This is a genomic window from Denitromonas halophila (assembly GCF_007625155.1).
Classification (GTDB): domain Bacteria; phylum Pseudomonadota; class Gammaproteobacteria; order Burkholderiales; family Rhodocyclaceae; genus Nitrogeniibacter; species Nitrogeniibacter halophilus.
Map to the genome: position 1 here is coordinate 274,124 of NZ_VMNK01000006.1, position 17,991 is coordinate 292,114.

At 63.7% G+C, this 17,991-nt stretch carries 13 protein-coding genes; 5 read left to right on the forward strand and 8 right to left on the reverse strand.

Translation table 11 applies throughout. From position 1 onward, the window contains the following. Positions 1-41: 41 nt before the first annotated feature. From FHP91_RS08320 to FHP91_RS08340, 5 genes are all read right to left on the reverse strand, one after another. On the reverse strand, positions 42-983 hold the full coding sequence (locus tag FHP91_RS08320; protein WP_144175323.1) for a DegV family protein: 942 nt from the start codon (positions 981-983) through the stop codon (positions 42-44). 136 nt (positions 984-1,119) lie between these two features. Next, the gene (locus FHP91_RS08325; protein ID WP_144309126.1) at positions 1,120-2,400 is read right to left on the reverse strand and encodes an acetyl-CoA C-acetyltransferase; all 1,281 of its coding nucleotides are present in this window, start codon (positions 2,398-2,400) and stop codon (positions 1,120-1,122) included. Between the two features lie 11 nt (positions 2,401-2,411). Then, on the reverse strand, positions 2,412-4,898 hold the full coding sequence (locus FHP91_RS08330; protein WP_144309127.1) for an acyl-CoA dehydrogenase: 2,487 nt from the start codon (positions 4,896-4,898) through the stop codon (positions 2,412-2,414). A 57-nt stretch (positions 4,899-4,955) separates the two neighbouring features. Beyond that, complete coding sequence (locus FHP91_RS08335; protein WP_144309345.1) at positions 4,956-5,648, reverse strand: TetR/AcrR family transcriptional regulator; 693 nt, start codon at positions 5,646-5,648, stop codon at positions 4,956-4,958. Positions 5,649-5,922: 274 nt separating this feature from the next. Next, complete coding sequence (locus tag FHP91_RS08340) at positions 5,923-6,453, reverse strand: Spy/CpxP family protein refolding chaperone (RefSeq protein ID WP_186301482.1); 531 nt, start codon at positions 6,451-6,453, stop codon at positions 5,923-5,925. Between the two features lie 192 nt (positions 6,454-6,645). Here FHP91_RS08340 and FHP91_RS08345 point away from each other — a divergent pair, with 192 nt between their 5' ends. Then, positions 6,646-7,332 carry a response regulator transcription factor gene (locus FHP91_RS08345; RefSeq protein WP_144309129.1) on the forward strand — a complete coding sequence of 229 codons (687 nt, stop codon included), beginning with the start codon at positions 6,646-6,648 and terminating at the stop codon, positions 7,330-7,332. Positions 7,333-7,336: 4 nt separating this feature from the next. Then, entirely contained in the window at positions 7,337-8,647 is a 1,311-nt protein-coding gene (locus FHP91_RS08350) for a HAMP domain-containing sensor histidine kinase (RefSeq protein WP_144309130.1), read from the forward strand. Positions 8,648-8,665: 18 nt separating this feature from the next. Here the strand turns inward: FHP91_RS08350 and FHP91_RS08355 are convergent, their stop codons facing one another. Then, positions 8,666-9,280 (reverse strand): DUF2238 domain-containing protein, encoded by a 615-nt coding sequence (locus tag FHP91_RS08355; protein WP_144309131.1) that lies wholly within the window; start codon positions 9,278-9,280, stop codon positions 8,666-8,668. A 103-nt stretch (positions 9,281-9,383) separates the two neighbouring features. Between FHP91_RS08355 and FHP91_RS08360 the strand changes: the two genes are divergently transcribed. Both FHP91_RS08360 and FHP91_RS08365 read left to right on the forward strand, forming a co-directional pair. Then, a complete protein-coding gene (locus FHP91_RS08360; RefSeq protein WP_144309132.1) occupies positions 9,384-10,019 on the forward strand; it encodes a LysE family translocator in 636 nt (211 codons plus the stop codon). A 5-nt stretch (positions 10,020-10,024) separates the two neighbouring features. Continuing rightward, a complete protein-coding gene (locus FHP91_RS08365) occupies positions 10,025-11,839 on the forward strand; it encodes an ABCB family ABC transporter ATP-binding protein/permease (protein WP_144309133.1) in 1,815 nt (604 codons plus the stop codon). 424 nt (positions 11,840-12,263) lie between these two features. Here the strand turns inward: FHP91_RS08365 and xdp1 are convergent, their stop codons facing one another. Beyond that, a complete protein-coding gene (gene xdp1, locus FHP91_RS08370; RefSeq protein WP_186301483.1) occupies positions 12,264-13,067 on the reverse strand; it encodes an exosortase-dependent surface protein XDP1 in 804 nt (267 codons plus the stop codon). A 137-nt stretch (positions 13,068-13,204) separates the two neighbouring features. Then, a complete protein-coding gene (prsT, locus tag FHP91_RS08375; protein ID WP_186301484.1) occupies positions 13,205-16,012 on the reverse strand; it encodes an XrtA/PEP-CTERM system TPR-repeat protein PrsT in 2,808 nt (935 codons plus the stop codon). Between the two features lie 173 nt (positions 16,013-16,185). Here prsT and FHP91_RS08380 point away from each other — a divergent pair, with 173 nt between their 5' ends. After that, positions 16,186-17,931, forward strand: a complete 1,746-nt coding sequence (locus FHP91_RS08380) for a cation:proton antiporter domain-containing protein (protein WP_144309136.1) — start codon at positions 16,186-16,188, stop codon at positions 17,929-17,931. The last annotated feature ends 60 nt before the right edge of the window (positions 17,932-17,991 follow it).

Consider the following 17,991-nt stretch of genomic DNA (forward strand, 5'->3'; position numbering starts at 1 on the left):
CATTCGCTCGCGTCGTTCGCGCCCGGGATCTCCGGGGCGCATCACACTTGATGTCCATGGGCGGCAAAAGCCACGCACAAGGCGCCGGCGCCCACATTGATGGCCGCGGTCTGACTCATGTGCGAAACCAGCACCTCGACACCCGCGGCATGCGCCGCCTTTTCCATTGGTTCAAACCCTGGCATCGCGCCGACGCGATCCACCGGGCCGCCGTAACTCACACAAATGCAGGGCACATCCAGCCCTTGCACAATTTGCCGCTCGACACGCGCAAACAGTGACTTCACGCCGCTTTCAAACCCGCGCACCTTGTCGACCGGGCGGGTGTTGTCCCGGTGGGCATAGAGCACCGGCTTGAGGTTGAGCAGCGAGCCCACCGTATAGGCGGCCCAGTTCACGCTGTGGTCGCCCTTCTTGGCCGCGCGCCGCATGATGTAGTACAGGTCGTCAGCCACCATGAAGGCATGCAGCCCATCGGCAACATGCGACAGCCGCGGGCTCATCGCGTCCAGTGCCGTGCCCGCGTCGCGTAGTCGTACCGCCTCATAGGCCAGCACGCCTTGCCCGGCAAACAGGGTGCGCGAGTTGATCACCGTCGCGCCCCAGCTCAGGCTCAGGCCCGCCGCGCGACGCACTTCGCGCGCGCTTCGCCCGGCCGTGAGTGCCGCCTGCGTGGCATGCGCAAAAATCGGGCTGCGTCCGCTGGTGATGGTCATGCACACCAGGTGGTCATAGGTGCTCACCCAGCTTTCCAAAAACAGGGCTTCTATCTCGCCGGCCGACAAGGGCGCCGACTCGGCATGCAGTTCGGCACGCCTGTCCTGGCGCTCGCGATAGAAGGCCGCGGTGCTGACCGGGTCGCGGGTGTCGACCAGATGGCGATCCCCCACACGCAAGCCGATCGGCAGCACATGGATGCCCTTGTCCGCCAGGAAGTCACCCGGCAGATCGCAGGCCGCGTCCACCACCAACCCGATCCTCATCGACGCACCTCGCCAATCCAGCGAAAACGGGTTTCAACACCTGTAGAGACAGGCCCGAAGGCTACGGCGGACGCGGGGCTTGGCAATATGCAGGGGGGCATTGCCGCCTCCCGCGCCCGACCGTAACCTGTCGCCCTCACAGGGCTTCAACCAACATGGCACCGCCTTGTCCGCCACCAATGCAGATACTGGCAATGCCGCGCTTGCCGCCGTTGCGGCGAAGCACATTCAACAGATGCAGCACGATGCGCGCGCCGCTGGCGCCGACCGGATGGCCTTGCGCGACGGCGCCGCCATCGATATTCAGACGACTTTCGTCGAGCACGCCCATGGCGGCGTCGAGACCGAGCTCGTTGCGGCAGTAGTCTTCGTCGTCCCAAGCGCGCAAGCAGGCGATCACCTGGGCGGCAAAGGCTTCGTTGATTTCCCACGCATCCAGATCGTTCAGCGCGAGCCCGTGGCGTTGCAAAATCGGCGACGCCGCATGCACCGGACCCAGGCCCATCTGATCGGGCGCGAGGCCGGCCCACTGGCTGTCGGCGATCTTGCCGATGGGTTCGAGGCCGTGCTTGTCGACCGCCGCTTCGGAGGCGAGGATCAGCCATGCGGCGCCATCGGTAATCTGCGAGCTGTTGCCGGCAGTCACCTTGCCGTAACGCTTATCGAAGAAGGGGCGCAGCTTGGCGAGATTGGCGGCCGTGGAGTCGGCACGCATGCCGTCGTCCTGCGCATAGACCTTGCCGTCGCGGTCGATCAGCGGAATGATTTCGTCGAAATGCCCGGCGGCCTGCGCGGCGATCACGCGCTGGTGGCTGCGTGCGGAGAATTCATCCATCTCCTCACGACTGATGCCGAACTTCCAGGCCAGGTTCTCGGCGGTCTGACCCATCAGCTGGCCGACGATCGGGTCGGTCAGGCCTTTCATGATGCCGATCACTGGCGCCAAATAACCGAGCTTGAACTGGCGCAGCGCGGCGACTTTTTGCCCAGCGGTTTTGGTCGCGTACCAGCCCGACAGCCAGCGCACCATGGCGTCGGACAGCAGCAGCGGCGCCCGCGACAGCGCATCGGACCCACCGGCCAGCACCAGATCGGAACGCCCGGCCTGAATGTTGACCAGCGCAGAATCCAGCGCCTGCATGCCGCTGGCGCAGTTGCGCATCACCGTCCATCCCGGCACCTTGAGCCCACAGCCCATGCGCAGCGCCACCACCCGGCCGATGTTCACTTCATCCGGCGAGGGGCTGGCGCAACCGAGGATGACCTCGTCGAGCTGGTCGGGCGCAAAGCGCTGGCGCGACAGCAAGGCAGAGCCAGCCGCAGTGGCCAGATCGGAGGCCGCGAACGGCCCCGGCGTGTTGCGGGACTTGAGGAAGGGCGTGCGCGCCCCATCGATGATGTACACCGGCTGGTTCATGGCGGCCCCCCTTACGCGACTTTGCGCCGTGCGTTCTGGTCGTCGGGGGTGACATCTTCGAGCGCGGCGCGCAGGCCAAAGTCGTACTCGAAGTCATCGACCCGGATCACTTTGTCGCGCAACTCGCCACGACGACGCATCACCGCGTATTCCACGTCGGTGATCACGCGGGCCTCGAGTGCCTTGGCGTAGAGCGCATCGACGCCACCGCCAATAAGCAGGCCGGGGGAAAACTGGCCGCCCTTGATCGCGCGCTTGACCTTCTGCTCGATCGGCTCGGCCTCGACCGTGGCCAGCAAGGCAGCCTCCAGCGCGGCGACCGGATCTTCGAGATCGGTGCCGACGTAGGAATCGGCCACCAGGCGATCGCGCGTGGCGGACGGCGTGATCAGCAGCTTGGCCACGTCGTGACCGAGGCGGTCGGATGGCACCACATAGGGGCGACCAATCGGGAACACCACCACATGACGCAGGAAAGCGGCGAAGAGCTTGTTCGGGAAGTTGGCGATCACGCCTTCGAAGGCGTTCTGGATCTTGAACATCGCATCCCACACCGCCCAGTGCATCAGCGGTGCATCGTCTGCCTGACGACCTTCGGCCTCATAGCGCTTGAGCGTGGCAGATACCAGATACATCAGCGAAAGAATATCGCCCAGACGGGCCGACAGCTTTTCCTTGCGCTTGAGCGCGCCGCCCATGGTGCCCATCGAAATGTCGGACAGGAAGGCGAAAGCGGCCGAGTAACGGGTGAGCTGCTGGTAATAGCGCTTGGTTTCGGGTGCGATGTTGCTTGGCACCTTGACGAAGTGCGAACCGGTCATGCCCATCACCAGCGCCCGCGAAATGTTGCTGACGGTGTAGCCGATGTGGCCCCAGAAGGCCTTGTCGAAGGTTTCCAGATCATTGGCCTGCGCCGCGTGCATTTCCTTGAGCACATACGGATGGCAGCGGATTGCGCCCTGACCGAAAAGAATCAGGCTGCGCGTCAGGATGTTGGCGCCTTCGACGGTGATGCCGACCGGAATCTGCTGGTAAGCGCGGCCGAGGAAGTTCTGCGGACCCAGGCAGATGCCCTTGCCGCCGATCACATCCATGCCGTCATTGACGGTCTGGCGCGCACGCTCGGTGACATGGTATTTGACGATGGCCGACACCACCGAGGGCTTCTCGCCGAGGTCGATCGAACTGGCGGTCAGCACCCGCGCCGCATCGGACAGATAGGTGTTGGCACCGATGCGGGTCAACGCTTCTTCCACGCCCTCGAAACGGCCGATGGCCGTCTTGAACTGGTAACGCACGCGGGCATAGGCACCCACCGCACGAGCGGTGAGCTTCTGCATGCCGGTGTTCGAACCCGGCAGCGAGATTGAACGGCCGGCCGCGAGGCACTCCATCAGCATGCGCCAACCCTGGCCAGCCATGGCCGGACCACCGATGATGAAGTCCAGCGGCATGAATACGTCCTGACCACGGATCGGGCCGTTCATCCACACCGCGTTGAGCGGGAAGTGACGGCGACCGATATCGACGCCCGGGTGGTTCCACGGCACCAGCGCGCAGGTGATGCCGATGTCTTCGGTCTCGCCCAGCAGGTGGTCGGGGTCGAACATGCGGAAGGCCAGGCCGAACACCGTGCACACCGGTGCCAGCGTGATGTAACGCTTGTCGAAGGACACACGCACGCCGAGCACTTCTTCGCCCTGCCACATGCCTTTGCACACCACGCCAGCGTCGGGAATCGACGCCGCGTCGGAGCCGGCCCAGGGACTGGTCAGCGCAAAGGCGGGGATCTCCTCGCCTTTGGCCAGTCGCGGCAAATAGTGGTTTTTCTGTTCAGGCGTACCGTAATGCAGCAGCAACTCGGCCGGGCCGAGGGAATTGGGCACCATCACCGTCACCGCCGCGGCGGACGAGCGCGTCGACAGCTTGGTCACCACCTGCGAGTGCATGAAGGCCGAGAAACCCTTGCCGCCGTATTCCTTGGGAATGATCATGCCCAAAAAGCCCTGGGTCTTGATGTAGTCCCACACCACCTGCGGCAAATCCTGTTTCTGCGAGCTCTCCCACTCGTCAGTCAGGCGGCACAGCTCGCTGGTCTGCACATCGAGAAACTGCTGCTCCTCGTCGGACAGCCTGGGCCACGGATAAGCCAGCAGCTTGCGCCAGTCGGGCGAACCAGCGAAGAGCTCGCCCTCCCACCACACGGTGCCGGCCTCGAGCGCGTCCTTTTCGGTCTGCGACATTGAAGGCAGCGCCTTGCGAAAAGCACTGAGCGTCGGCGCGCTGATCAGCGATTTACGCAGCGACGGCACCAGAAAAACGCCCATGATCGCCACATATGCCAGTAGCGTCAGCACCACGGCGCCGGTCGGCCACGCACCCACCCAGGCCAGCCCGGACAGCCATACCAAGCCCGCCACAAACCAGGCAAAAAATGGCGCTCGCCCGTAGGCGAGCGCACCTGCCAAGGGAGGGAGGGACAGAAAAAACCAAATCATGTGCTACATCTCCTCGCTGGGTGCGGCGCGTTCTATTGCGCGCTCACACCTTGACCATCACGCCGCGTCGCGGCGGATTGCTCTTGATTCAATGACCTCTTCCGGCAAGGGCGCCCGCAAACCACCCAGCAAGAAAGACATCAGTCGCGGCATCAACCGCGTCGGGTCCTCATCATCAAAGTCCCCGGCAAACAATTGCAGCGCATCCGTTCCGGCAATCGCGTAGGACATGGCGCCCATCATGAAGTGGAAGCGCCACAGAATTTCCTCGCGCGGCACATCGGGCAGCGCCCGGTACAACGCACTCATGAAACGCTGCACCACCTCGGCGTACTCTTCAGCCAAAAACTGGCGCACAAACTCATTCGGCTCGGTGTAGGTACGACCCAGCAAGCGCATGAAGGTCGCTCCGCCGTGCTCCGTATCCGCCGCCATCTTCAACGACACGCCAAAAAAGGCGGCCACGATCTTGCTCGGCTTGAGCGGCGCACCGTTTGCCAGCGCCTCCTCGGCCTCGAGCGCGCCCAAGCGGTCGCGGTTCAACTCGGTCAGACGCCGCCGAAACACCTCCTGGATCAGCGCATCCTTGCTGCCAAAGTGATAATTCACCGCCGCCAGATTCACCTCTGCCTGGCCCGTAATCATTCGCATCGACGTGGCTTCGAAACCATGCGTCATGAACAGCGATTCCGCTGCATTCAAAATCCGCGCCCGGGTATCTGGACCCTGCTTTGCCGTTGCCTCGCTCATGGGGATCACGCTCCTTCGTTCTTGTTTTGTATTGGGGCAGATCATCGCAATAGCAAAAGACGCAATCCTGTTCAAACGTTCGTTTGAATCATACGTTCTGCTAAAACGATGTCAACTGATTTCTAGGTCTCCCGCCCAAAAAGATCAATCGGCGGTGCAACATAAATGCTTGATGCAATGCAACATTCTGGCCGCGCCGCAGACTCATGATGCCGCAGTGGACGACAAAAGGGGCGCCTTCGCGCCCCTTTTGTCATGTGCACTCTCGCTTACATCACGCGTCCGGACTCGGTCCGCCGCGCATCTTGCCGCGCCCCATGCCCTCTCGCTTGTCGCCCCGCCATGCACGCTTCTCTTGAAGCTGCTTGCGCTGCTCGGGTGTCAGCACCTCATAAACGGCACGTTCGCCCGCAATGCGCGACTGCATCATCGTGGCCATGGCGACCGACTGCTGCTCGGTCAATGCCTTGACGCGCGCTGCATCGTAGTTTTCAGCGATGGCGGCTTCACGCAGCTGATTCTTGAGATCACGCATAAGCTTCATCTGCTCTCGCATTTTCGGCATCTCGGCGTGCTTGAGTTCAAAAATCTGGTCGCGCTGCGCTTCGGTCAGATCCAGCCCCTTGAGCATCCGCATCATGCCGCCACGACCGGGGCCATCCATACCCGGCCCCATGTGCATGAATGCCTCGCATCCGCCCTTGCCGCCACCCATGCCAGGCGCGGCTTGCGCGGCCAAGGGCACTGCCAACGCAATGCTGCTGGCCAACAGAAAGGCTCCAATAATCGATTTGCGCTTGTTCATCATGCTCTCCTTGTTTCGTCGTCTATCCGGTCCGGGGCGAAGCGCCCTCCACCGACAGCTGCAGTGTCGCGCTGCGCGCCGTAAAGCACGGTTAACCCGCCGTAAAGACAGGTAAAGCGGCGTAAAGCCGCTCGCCAGTCCTTTTAGCCGCCGTATCATTGGCGCCATGAACGAAAGAATCGTGGAGTCGAGATGACGCGCGTGCTGCTGGTCGATGACGACCTGGAACTCTCCGCCATGCTCAAGGAGTACCTGGCACAGGAAGGCTTCGAGGCCACCACCGTGGCCGATGGCGAGGCCGGCGTCGCCGAGGCACTGTCGGGCAACTACGCCATCGCCGTGCTGGACGTGATGATGCCGCGCCTCAATGGCGTTGATGCCTTGCGTCGCATTCGCCAGGAGAGCCGGATGCCGGTCCTCATGCTCACCGCACGCGGTGACGACGTGGATCGCATCGTCGGCCTGGAACTGGGTGCCGACGACTACGTGCCCAAACCCTGCAGCCCCCGCGAACTGGTGGCTCGCCTGCGCGCCATCTTGCGCCGGACCGCCACGCCCGAGCCCACCACCGATGCCGACGAATTCACCGTCGGGCCGCTGCGGCTTTGGCCCGCGCGACGCGAAGCGCAGTGGGCCGGCGAGGCGCTGACGCTCACCAGCACCGAATTCACCTTATTAGAAGTACTGGTCGCCGCGGCTGGCCATGTCGTGAGCAAAAACACCTTGTCCGAAAAAGCGCTCGGCCGGCCGCTGGCTCGCTTCGACCGCAGCATCGATGTTCATGTCAGCAGCTTGCGCCACAAACTGGCACCGCGCGACGATGGGCGCTCGTGGATCCAGACCGTACGTGGTCAGGGCTACCAGTTCGTGCGAGAGTAGCACCATGGGCCGCCTGTTCTGGAAATCCTTCATCGCCCTGTGGCTGACGCTGACCTTGTCGGTGCTCGCGGTCGGCGCCGCGGTGTGGCTGTATCGGGGCGCGAATGAAGATGCTGCACGACTCGAAGTGGCCACCTACCGCTCAAACATCGCCCTCGATACCGTTGAGTCCGTGCTTCAGCACGGTGGGCCGCAAGCAGCCCACCAGTTCCTGATGCGCCGACTGCCCCGCGGCGGGCCCTCCGTGCTGGTTGTGGACGCGAACGGCCACGAACTCCTCGGGCGCCCGGTCCCGCCCGAGCAGCACGATCACACGCGCCAGATACAAACCGCCGATGGCGCGTCGCTCCAACTCATTGCCGTACCGCCCCCGCCGCGCAATCACGGCTTTGGCGCACGCCGCACCCCGCCGCCGATGTGGGTGCCGGTCTCCACCATCTTGCTGGCCAGCCTGGTGTTCAGTGCCTTGCTGGCGTGGTACGTCGCCAAGCCCATTCGTGTCCTGAAGCGCGCCTTCGACGCCGCCGCCGATGGACAGCTCGACACACGGGTCGCGCCGCTGATGGGCGGCCGACGTGACGAGATCGCCGACCTCGGCCACGACTTCGATCGCATGGCCGCCCAGCTCCAGGCGCAGATCGCTGCCCAGCGCCGACTGCTGCATGATGTCTCACACGAACTGCGCTCGCCGCTGGCGCGCATGCAGGCAGCCATCGGTCTGGGTCGCCAGAGCCCCGACAAGCAAGACACCATGCTCGAGCGCATCGAACGCGAATCGGCCCGACTCGACACCCTGGTGGGCGAATTGCTCACCTTGTCGCGACTCGAAGCCGGCGCCAGTGGTCGCGCAGAGCACCTCGAACTGGTGGAGCTGATTGCCGGCATCGCCGACGACGCGCAGTTCGAAGCCGAAGCCCAGGGCCGCAGCCTCGTCTTCAGTGGCGAAGGCGAATGCTGGACCTGGGCGCAGTCCGAACTGATTCACCGTGCGTTCGAGAACGTAATCCGCAATGCGGTCAAATACACCGCCGAGGGCACGCAGGTCGACGTCACGGTTCAGCTATCCGCCGATCATGTTCAGGTGGTGGTCGCCGATCGTGGCCCGGGCGTGCCGGCCGACGAACTTGAAGCCATCTTTGAGCCCTTCCACCGCGGCGACGCTGGCGCCCCGGGCTTCGGCCTCGGACTCGCCATTGCCCGCCGCGCACTGGCGGCGCATGGCGGCCAGATCCGCGCCCAATCGCGCGAAGGCGGCGGGCTGGTGGTTGAAATGGTTTTACCGCGGCGGGCGCAGGCCCCTCAGGGCACCAGCTAACGCGCGCGCCAACCCGGCTCAACGCAGCCGGACCAGCCAGCGATCATGCCAGCGCCCGAGCAACATCTGGGCGAGCGCGGCCCCCAGCAGCGCCAGCGCCATGTCGGACTGGGTGTCCCACGGGTCGCCCTGGGTGCCCAGAAAGTCCTCGGCCTCACCCCCCATCACCACCGCCGCCAGCCATTCGATCAGCTCATAAGTGGCCGAAATCGCCAGGCAGATGCAACACACCAAAAAGAACAACCAGCGCGGCCGGCGCAGCACCTGAAGTCGCAGCAGCAACTCACGGGCCACCATGGCGGGCACAAAGCCCTGTGCGAAATGACCGATACGGTCATACGGATTGCGGGCAAAATCGAACACGTCCTGCAACCAGAAGCCCAGCGGCACGCGCGCGTAGGTGTAGGTCGCACCGAGGATCAGGATCAGCGCATGCACCGCAATCAAGACCAGCACCAGCCGGGTGAGCGGGAAGCGGCGGTGCGTCGCCACCAACAAAGGCAGCGCCATCAGCACCGGCGCCACTTCCATCCACCAGGTCAGCCGGTCGTGCGGTGAAATACCCGACACCGCCAGCGCGACAAGCACGATGGCCACCAGCGCCCATTCGACGCGCGCCCCCCGATATGCCATGTTGCGCCCTCCCATCACTTTTCCTGCGCGCACGGTAGCACGCATGACGCCGACCCGGCAGCCCGGTACACTGGCCGATTACCGGCCACCAAGAGCCCCCGACATGCCCAGCCCCGACACCCTCATCGCCTTTCTTGGCATCGCCCTGATCATCACCTTTGCGCCCGGGCCCGACAACCTCATGGTGCTCGGCCAGAGCCTCGCCCGAGGGCGCATGGCCGGCTTCGGCATCGCGGTTGGCTGCGCGCTGGGGTGTTTCACCCATGTGCTGTGGGCCACGCTGGGCGTGAGCGCGGCACTGGCCGCCTCGCCCATGGCCTTCACCGCGCTCAAGCTGGCCGGCGCGGCCTATCTCGCCTGGCTCGGCATTCAAGCCATCCGCAGCGGCGGGCAGCTGGCGGTCAGCACCCAGTCGGCGCCCGCGCGGCCGTGGCGCAAGGATGTGGGCCGCGGCTTTGTGGCCAATGCCATCAACCCGAAAGTCGGCCTGTTCTTCCTCGCCTTCATGCCGCAGTTTGTCCACGCCGAGGCCGGCAGTGCCACCATGCAGATGCTGGTGCTCGGGCTGGTGTTCATGTTGCAAACCGTGGTGGTGTTCGGTGCCGTGGCCTACATGGCCGGCGGCATCGGCCGGCTGCTCAAGCGTCGCCCGGGGGTTGCGCCATGGCTCGATCGCATCGCCGGCGTGATCTTCATCGGTCTGGCCCTGCGCCTGGCGCTCGACGACACCCAGGGCTGATCCACATGCGACGACACCCCCAAGGCGCCCTGCCCGAGCCGGCCACCGGCGAGCGCCACGACCTGACCACCATCAAGACGCTGTTCCCCTACCTCTGGAGCTACAAGGGCCGGGTGTTCTTTGCGCTGGCCTGCCTGCTCGGCGCCAAGGTCGCCAACGTCGGTGTGCCGATGGTGTTCAAGCACATGGTCGATGCGATGACCATCACAACGCAGCAAGCCTTCATCATCGTGCCCGCCGCGCTGATCGTCGCCTACGGCGTGCTGCGCTTCATGACCTCGATGCTGACCGAGCTACGCGAGCTGATCTTCGCCCGTGTCACTCAGCAGGCCGTGCGCAACATCTCGCTGCAAGTCTTCCGCCATCTGCACGCCCTGTCGCTGCGCTTTCATCTTGAGCGCCAAACTGGCGGGCTGACCCGAGACATCGAGCGCGGCACCCGCTCGATCGGCTCACTGATCAGCTACACGCTGTACAGCATTTTGCCCACGCTGGTCGAAGTCGGGCTGGTGATCGGCATTCTGTATGTGAATTACGATCCGATCTTCTCGGTGATCACCACCATCGCGCTCACGCTGTACATCACTTTTACGGTCAAGATCACCAACTGGCGCACCGCTCTGCGACGCAAGGCCAACGAGCTCGACTCGGCGGCCAATGCGCGTGCGATCGACAGCCTGCTCAACTTCGAAACGGTGAAGTACTTCAACAACGAAGAATTCGAAGCCCGCCGCTACGACGAACAGATGCGTCAGTGGGCCGATGCCCAGATCAAGAATCAACTCTCCTTGTCGGGGCTGAACATCGGCCAGGCGGCGATCATTGCCATCGCCGTCACCAGCATGCTGTGGCAGGCCTCCATCCGCGTGGTCGACGGCAGCATGACAATCGGCGACATCGTGCTGGTCAATGCCTACATGCTGCAGCTGTACATCCCCCTCAACTTCCTCGGCGTGATCTACCGTGAAATCCGCCAGGCCCTCACCGACATCGAGCGCATGTTCGGCCTGCTCAACCAGCCCCGCGAAATCGCCGACAAGCCCGACGCCGGCAGCCTCGCCGCCGACAACGCCACGGTGCGCTTCGAGAAGGTCAGCTTCGCCTACGATCCGGCGCGACAGATCCTGTTCGACGTGGACTTCGAGATCCCGGCCGGCAAGACCGTCGCCGTGGTCGGGCATTCCGGCTCGGGCAAATCCACCCTCGGTCGGCTGCTATTCCGCTTCTACGACGTGACCGGCGGGCGCATCACGGTCAATGGCACCGACATCCGCGACCTACAGCAAGACAGCCTGCGTCGCGCCATCGGCATCGTGCCGCAGGACACCGTGCTGTTCAACGACAGCCTGCGCTACAACATCCAGTACGGTCGGCCCGACGCCGCGGACGGGCTGATCGACACCGCCGCGGCGGCCGCCCAGCTCACCGACTTCATCGGTCGCCTGCCCGACGGCTACGAAGCCCGCGTCGGCGAACGCGGCCTCAAGCTCTCGGGCGGCGAAAAACAACGCGTCGCCATCGCCCGCGCCCTGCTCAAGGATCCGGCCATCCTGATCTTCGACGAAGCCACCTCGGCGCTCGACTCGCGCACCGAAAAAGCCATCCAGGCCCAGATCGACCTCGCCGCGCGCGGCCGCACCGCGCTGATCATCGCCCACCGCCTGTCGACCATCGCCCACGCCGACGAAATCCTGGTGCTCGACCAGGGCCACATCGTCGAACGCGGCCGCCACCACGCCCTGCTCGCCGCCAACGGCGCCTATGCGCAAATGTGGCGCCTGCAGCAGCAAGAAGCCAATGAGGCTGAAACCCGCAACTAGCGACGTCTGATGCGGCACACGAGTCCTGGCGCGCCGCAGTTGGCCTCACAACGAAATGACGCCAGCCGGCACATCGAGTCGACAACGACGATTGCCCATGCCAGCAGGCGGCACTTTTCATGAAGCACGATGGCAGGCAGCGAGCGGCCGACCCAACGAAGTGGAGCTTCTCTATTGATCTGACGTGGCTGGGGGGGGCGTGAGCGCATGCCGCCTTCTTGAAGGCGACACGCAGGAGCCATCACCGATGGGCCTTTTGCCAGCCGGATTCTCAGTGCAAAGCACTTCGATGATTGCACCGGATGGCACCGCCCATCGCTGCTGCAGGTTTCAAATCACCGTTCTGAATCTGCGCCAAACCGCTGCCCCAAAACAAAGACGGCGCCCGAGGGCGCCGTTCAAAGGACGGAGTTGAGTCGCCAGATTACTTACGACGGCGACGCAGTCCGATGACACCCAGCAGGCCAAGACCGGCCAGTGCCAAAGAACCCGGTTCGGGGACGCCGGTGCCCGGCGTCCCGCCGCACACGCCACCGCTCGCACCGCCAGAGGCTGTGCAGATCGTGCCTTGTGCCTGATAGAGCTTCACATAGTCATTGCCGGCGTAGCCCGTGCTGCCGCCATTGAATGCCGGGTTGAAGGCGCCCACCAGCCAATGCGACGAATACACCGAGGTGCCAGTGCTTGCCCAGCTCGTGCCGGTATTCATCAGATCGGAAATACTTGCCCAACCATTGGACACCAAGCTGGCGTAGCTGCCACCGGCCAATGTCGGCGTCCCTGAACCGATATAGGCAAGGACTGACATGTCGGAATCGCCCGTCGTCCAGCCATTGCGTAACCCGGTCAAATTCACGGCCTCGGAGAACGACAGCAGAATCGAGTCGTAACGCTGATCGTTGTCCATCGAGTGTTCGGTACTATTGCCGATTACGTCATTGGTATCTTGATCAGATCCACTGCTATAACCATCTCGATTGATTACACCAAGCCCACTGCTTCCGTATGTCGGCAGATACGCATTTTCGATCAGCGTATTTCCGCTGCCGCCAGTGTTTGCCCAAGCGGTTGCGGTCACGGTCACGCCGCCATTGGAATAAGAACGACTGTTACCCCAAGCCGGGTTGTTGTTATCCCCACCCGAGAACGTCCAGGTCGTCGCTGCCATCGCCGGCAGGGCGGCCATCAGGCCCGCAGCCACCAACATATGCTTGAAAGTCTTGTTCATGTGTTTCTCCCGGCTAAATTCGTTGTCGAGGTACATAAAGCAATCCATGTGCCAGGCAACAAATTTCCTTACAAATCAATGAACTAAAAATGCAGCAAAACCCGTGTCGCAAAAAAGCGTCAGATTTGTCGACACTTTTACTTACCGATCTTCTTTTGCAAGGCGCGTGCGTCTTCAACGCCAGGGAAGCGTCCGCCATCGGCCAGGGCATCGAGCAACTCTTTGCGCGCTTCGGCCGTCCGGCCGCTCTGGTGCAGCGCCTGGGCAAGATGGTAGCGAACCTCGCGATTCTGGGGGGCGCGCAAACGCGCTTCACGCAGCAAACCGAGCGCACCGTCAATATCGCCGGTATTCAATTTAATCCAACCGACAGTATCGATCACCAGCGGATCCTGGGGCGCGAGCGCTCGGGCCTTCTCGGCCGTTGCGAGCGCTGCGCGATCCTTGAGCGCCAGCTGAACAATGGCCAGATTGTTGAGCAGGTCGACACTGGCGGCGTCGCTCGCCAGCATGGCGTCAAGGTTTTGTCGTGCATCCGCCCACAGACCGGCCTGCATCTGGAGCTCGATCAACGCACGGCGCACATCCGCCGACGGTAAGCGCCCGACTTCATCTTGTAACACCTTCCGTGCCGTATCCGCCTGCCCCGCGCTGAAGAAGGCGCGCGCGAGGTTCAAGGCCGACGAAGCGGAGGGCGCTTTTCGATAAGCGCGCTGGTAGGCCGGAATGGCTTGCTTGGTATCGCCGGATGCCAATGCCGCGGCCGCTTCCAGACTCGCCACATCCGCTGCCTCCGGGTCGGCTTTGCGAAGATCGTCGAGCAACTTGCGCGCCTCGACGAGATTCTTCTGCACCAGCGCCACCTCTACGGCCAGCGTGAGCGCCGGGCGGTAGTCTTTGACGGCGGTGAGCGCCTTTTGCACGTTGTAGCCGGCTTCGTCCGGGAAGCCCGCCTCCAGTTGCAGCCGCCCGATACGCACCTGGGCTTCCGGTTCGAATTCCGCCAAACGGGTCATGTCGCGAAAGGTCAGTCTCGCCGCATTAGCGTCGCCTGCGGCCAGATAGGTCTGGCCCAACACAGCCTGAACGCTGAGATCCTGCGGGTGGCGCAGGCCAACCTCTTTGGCGGCCGCCAGAGCGGAGCTGGGCTGTCGGGTTGCCGACAAGGCCTCGACCAATGCCAGGCCGGCACGTGGATCATCAGGATTCTTGGCCGTGGCTGTCCGCAACCATTCGATCGCCTCTTTCATCTGGCCGCCGCGTTGGGCGAGCATCCCCAACTCGTACATGACACGCGCGTCATCCTTGCGCTGCTTCAGCAGCGCAGTCAAGCGCTGTTTGGCGGCATCGAGCTTGCCTTCCTGCGCCTCCACCCGGGCCAGATTGAGCAATGCCGGTACAAATTCGGGATCGCGCGCCACCACTTCCTCGTAGGCCTTGCGTGCGCCAACGACATCACCGGAGGCAGCGCGGATGGCGCCCAGCAGATTGAGTGCTGACAGATTGTCGCGGCCATTCTTGACCAGGGCCTCGGCCACCTGAATCGCTTTGTCAGTCATGCCCTGGCGCATATAGATCGAGGTCAACACCATACCAACCGCGCCGTTTCTGGGATCGGCAACAAAGGCGCGCTCCAGGCTCGCCGCACCCTCTTCGGCCTGGCCGCCACCGATCAGGCTATAACCCAGCGCAGCCTGAATCTGCGCGTCGCCCTTGAGCATCTCTGCCGCGCGTTCCAGATACTGGGTGGCGCGGCGATAGCGCTTGTCTGCCAAGCTGGCCCGGCCCGCCAACAGCAAGGCCTGCGGGTCATCCGGGCGCAGCTTGAGCACGGGCTCAATGGTGCTCAGCGTCCGTGCGCTGTCGTTCTCGGCCATATAGATGCTGGCCAGCAGCTTGCGGGCGCCCAGATTGCGCGGGTAGCGGTTGAGTAGGCTGTCCAGATAGCTCTTGGCCTTTTCGGGTACGCCCAGCCCGTGATGCGCCAAGGCCCCAAGCATCAGCAACTGCTCACGAGCGTTCACATACTCCGTAGGCAGCGTATCCACCAGACGGGTGACCTCGGTGAGCGCCTTGTGCACCCCTTCGGCGTCACCGCGCCGGCCAGCAACCACCGCACGCAAATACGCGGAGCGGGGCTCCGCTTCGACATGCTCGGCCAGGTAATCCAGATCCTTCTTCGCTTCTGCGTCTCGCTTGAGGTCAACCAACAGAGCGGCGCGTGCAACACGCGCATCGACATAATTTGCGTCCACCTCAAGTGCTTGCTCGTAGTCGCTTAGCGCCGCCTCCAGATTGCCTCGTACGTGCTGCAGCGAAGCCCTCAGGTTCCACACCCGCGCGTCCTTGGGCGCCAGGATAATGGCGCGCTCTACTCCCTCTTGCGCACCGCTGAACTCCTGCAACTGCAGCAGGAAGGGCACCAGCGACAGATAGGGGCGTACCGACCTGGGGTCAGCATCGGTCGCAGCCTTGAAGCTACGGCGCGCGGCGTCGATATCGCCCTCGTCGGCGAGGGCGGTACCACGCATGGAGAGCACCTCGACCAGCGCGTCACGGCGCAAACCATCGGGCTGCACATCGCGCAGCAGCTCTTTGGTCCGCCCAAGCGCGAGCAGCAATTCACCGCGTGGCACAGCAATCTCACTGGGACTCACGCCCAGTTTCAAGGCCTCGTTGAAAGCCGCCTCCGCCGCCGGCAACTCGGTCTGCTTGAGCAGCGCGCGCCCCAGCAGCACATGCGCGGACAACAGCTTGTTGTTCTGTTGAAGCGCGTTCTTTAATTGAATCACCGCGCCGGCGGTGTCGCCCTTTTCAAAGCGGGCAAGGCCGTCTTCATAAAAGGCTGCGGCCTTGCCGGCATCGGCCAGGGCAGGCAGCGAGAAGGCAAAGGCGATCACGGCGAGGCCGTGGCGCAGTTTGTGGGCGCGAGAAGCGTTTGGCATGAAGCCCCCCGATGAGAAGTCAGCTTTGTCGGTCATCCCGGGAGTATAGAGCGCGGCTCCGCACGAGGACTGTGACATCTTTTGGGTGCGGGCCGATTGGCTGACTCGGCGGCTCAATTGCACCGCGGAAATCCGTTAAACTGGAGTCGCGTTTTCCAGGAGCCTCCCCACGCATGACCGCCCATGAAGGCTTGCCGCATCTTCGCGAGCTGATCCTTTTCCTGTGCCTGTCCGGCGTGCTGATTCCGCTGCTGCAGCGGCGCAACATCAACCCGGTGCTGGGCTTTCTGGCCATGGGCACGCTGGTGGGGCCATATGGCCTGGGGCGTCTGGTGGAATACTGGCCATGGCTGGAGCCGCTGACCTTCCCGCGCGTGGAAGACGTGGCGGTGTTCGCCGAACTGGGCGTGATCTTCCTGATGTTCATGATCGGCCTGGAGATGTCGATCGACCGGCTCTGGGCCTTGCGGCGATGGGTGTTTGGCGTGGGCGCCTTGCAGGTGGGGCTGTCGGCGGCGGTGATCGGCGGCCTGGCCTATGTCTTCGGCAATCCGGTCGAGGCATCGGTCATCCTCGGTCTGGTATTGGCATTTTCGTCGACCGCCGTGGTGATGCAGTTGCTGAGTTTTCGGCGCGAGTTAGGCACACCACTGGGGCAGGCGAGCTTTTCGCTGCTGCTATTTCAAGATCTGGCCGTGGTGCCGCTGCTGGTGCTGGTCGGCCTGCTGGGTCAGCATGGCGACGGCAGCTTTGCCCTGCAGATGGGCCAGGCCGCGCTCAAAGGCGTGTTTACCATCGGGGCGATCTATCTGATTGGCCGGCGCGTGGTGCAGCCGGTGTTTCACCACCTCGCCGCCAACCAGCAATCCGACACCTTCATGGCGCTGACCCTGCTGGTGTCGCTCGGCGTGGCAGCGCTGACCTGGGCGGCGGGTCTGTCGATGGCGATGGGCGCGCTACTTGCCGGGCTGATCATTGCCGAAACCGAATTCCGCCACGCGGTCGAAGTGACCATCGAGCCCTTCAAGGGCTTGCTGATGGGCTTGTTCTTCATGTCGGTGGGTATGGGCATTGACCTCACCGAGCTACTCAGCCGGCCGGTGTGGCTGCCGCTGTCGGTGATCGGGCTGGTGCTGGCCAAGGGCCTGATCATCGCAGCGCTGTTCCGGATCTTTGGTCTATCGACCGGCCGCTCGCTCGAAGGCGGCTTTCTGCTCGGTGCCGGCGGTGAATTCGCGTTCATCGTCATTGGCATGGCCCTGAGCTTTCAGCTCTTGCCGCGTGACGTCGCGCAGTTCATGTTGCTGGTGGTCGGTTTGAGCATGCTGGCCACGCCGCTGCTCGCGCGGCTTGGCCAAACCCTGGGCAACGCCATCGACCGGCGCAGCGGCCAGCACGCGTCGGCGATGCAGATCAACGACCCCGAGGCGATGCGCAACCATGTCATTCTTGCTGGCTTCGGCCGGGTCGGTCAGCTGGTGGGCGAAATGCTGTCGGAGCTTGGCGTCGCGTATTGCGCCATCGAGTCCAATCCCACCCTGGTCGCCCGCTATCGCGCCCGCGGGCTGCCGGTGGTGTTTGGCGACGCGAGCAATCCGGAAATGCTGCGGCGCCTGCATCTGGACCGTGCCGGGGCGGTGATCCTGACCATGGATCAGACCGCACCAGCCGTCCATGCGGTTCGTGGCTTGCGCTCCATGTCACCGGACATTCCGGTACTTGCCCGGGCCCGCGACGAGAAGCACGCGCTGGCCTTGCGCGAGGCCGGCGCCAACGTGGTCATTCCTGAAACACTGGAGTCCAGCCTGCAACTGGCCGCCGGGGCCCTGGCCCGGCTGGGCGTGCCTGACGAGGCAGCGCGCATGATGCTCGACCGCGTGCGCGACAATCGCACCCACCCGCTACGCAACACTTCATGACCTTTCCATCGCGCACACCGTGCCCAGCGCAGTCGTCAGTAACGGCGACTCAGGGCACAA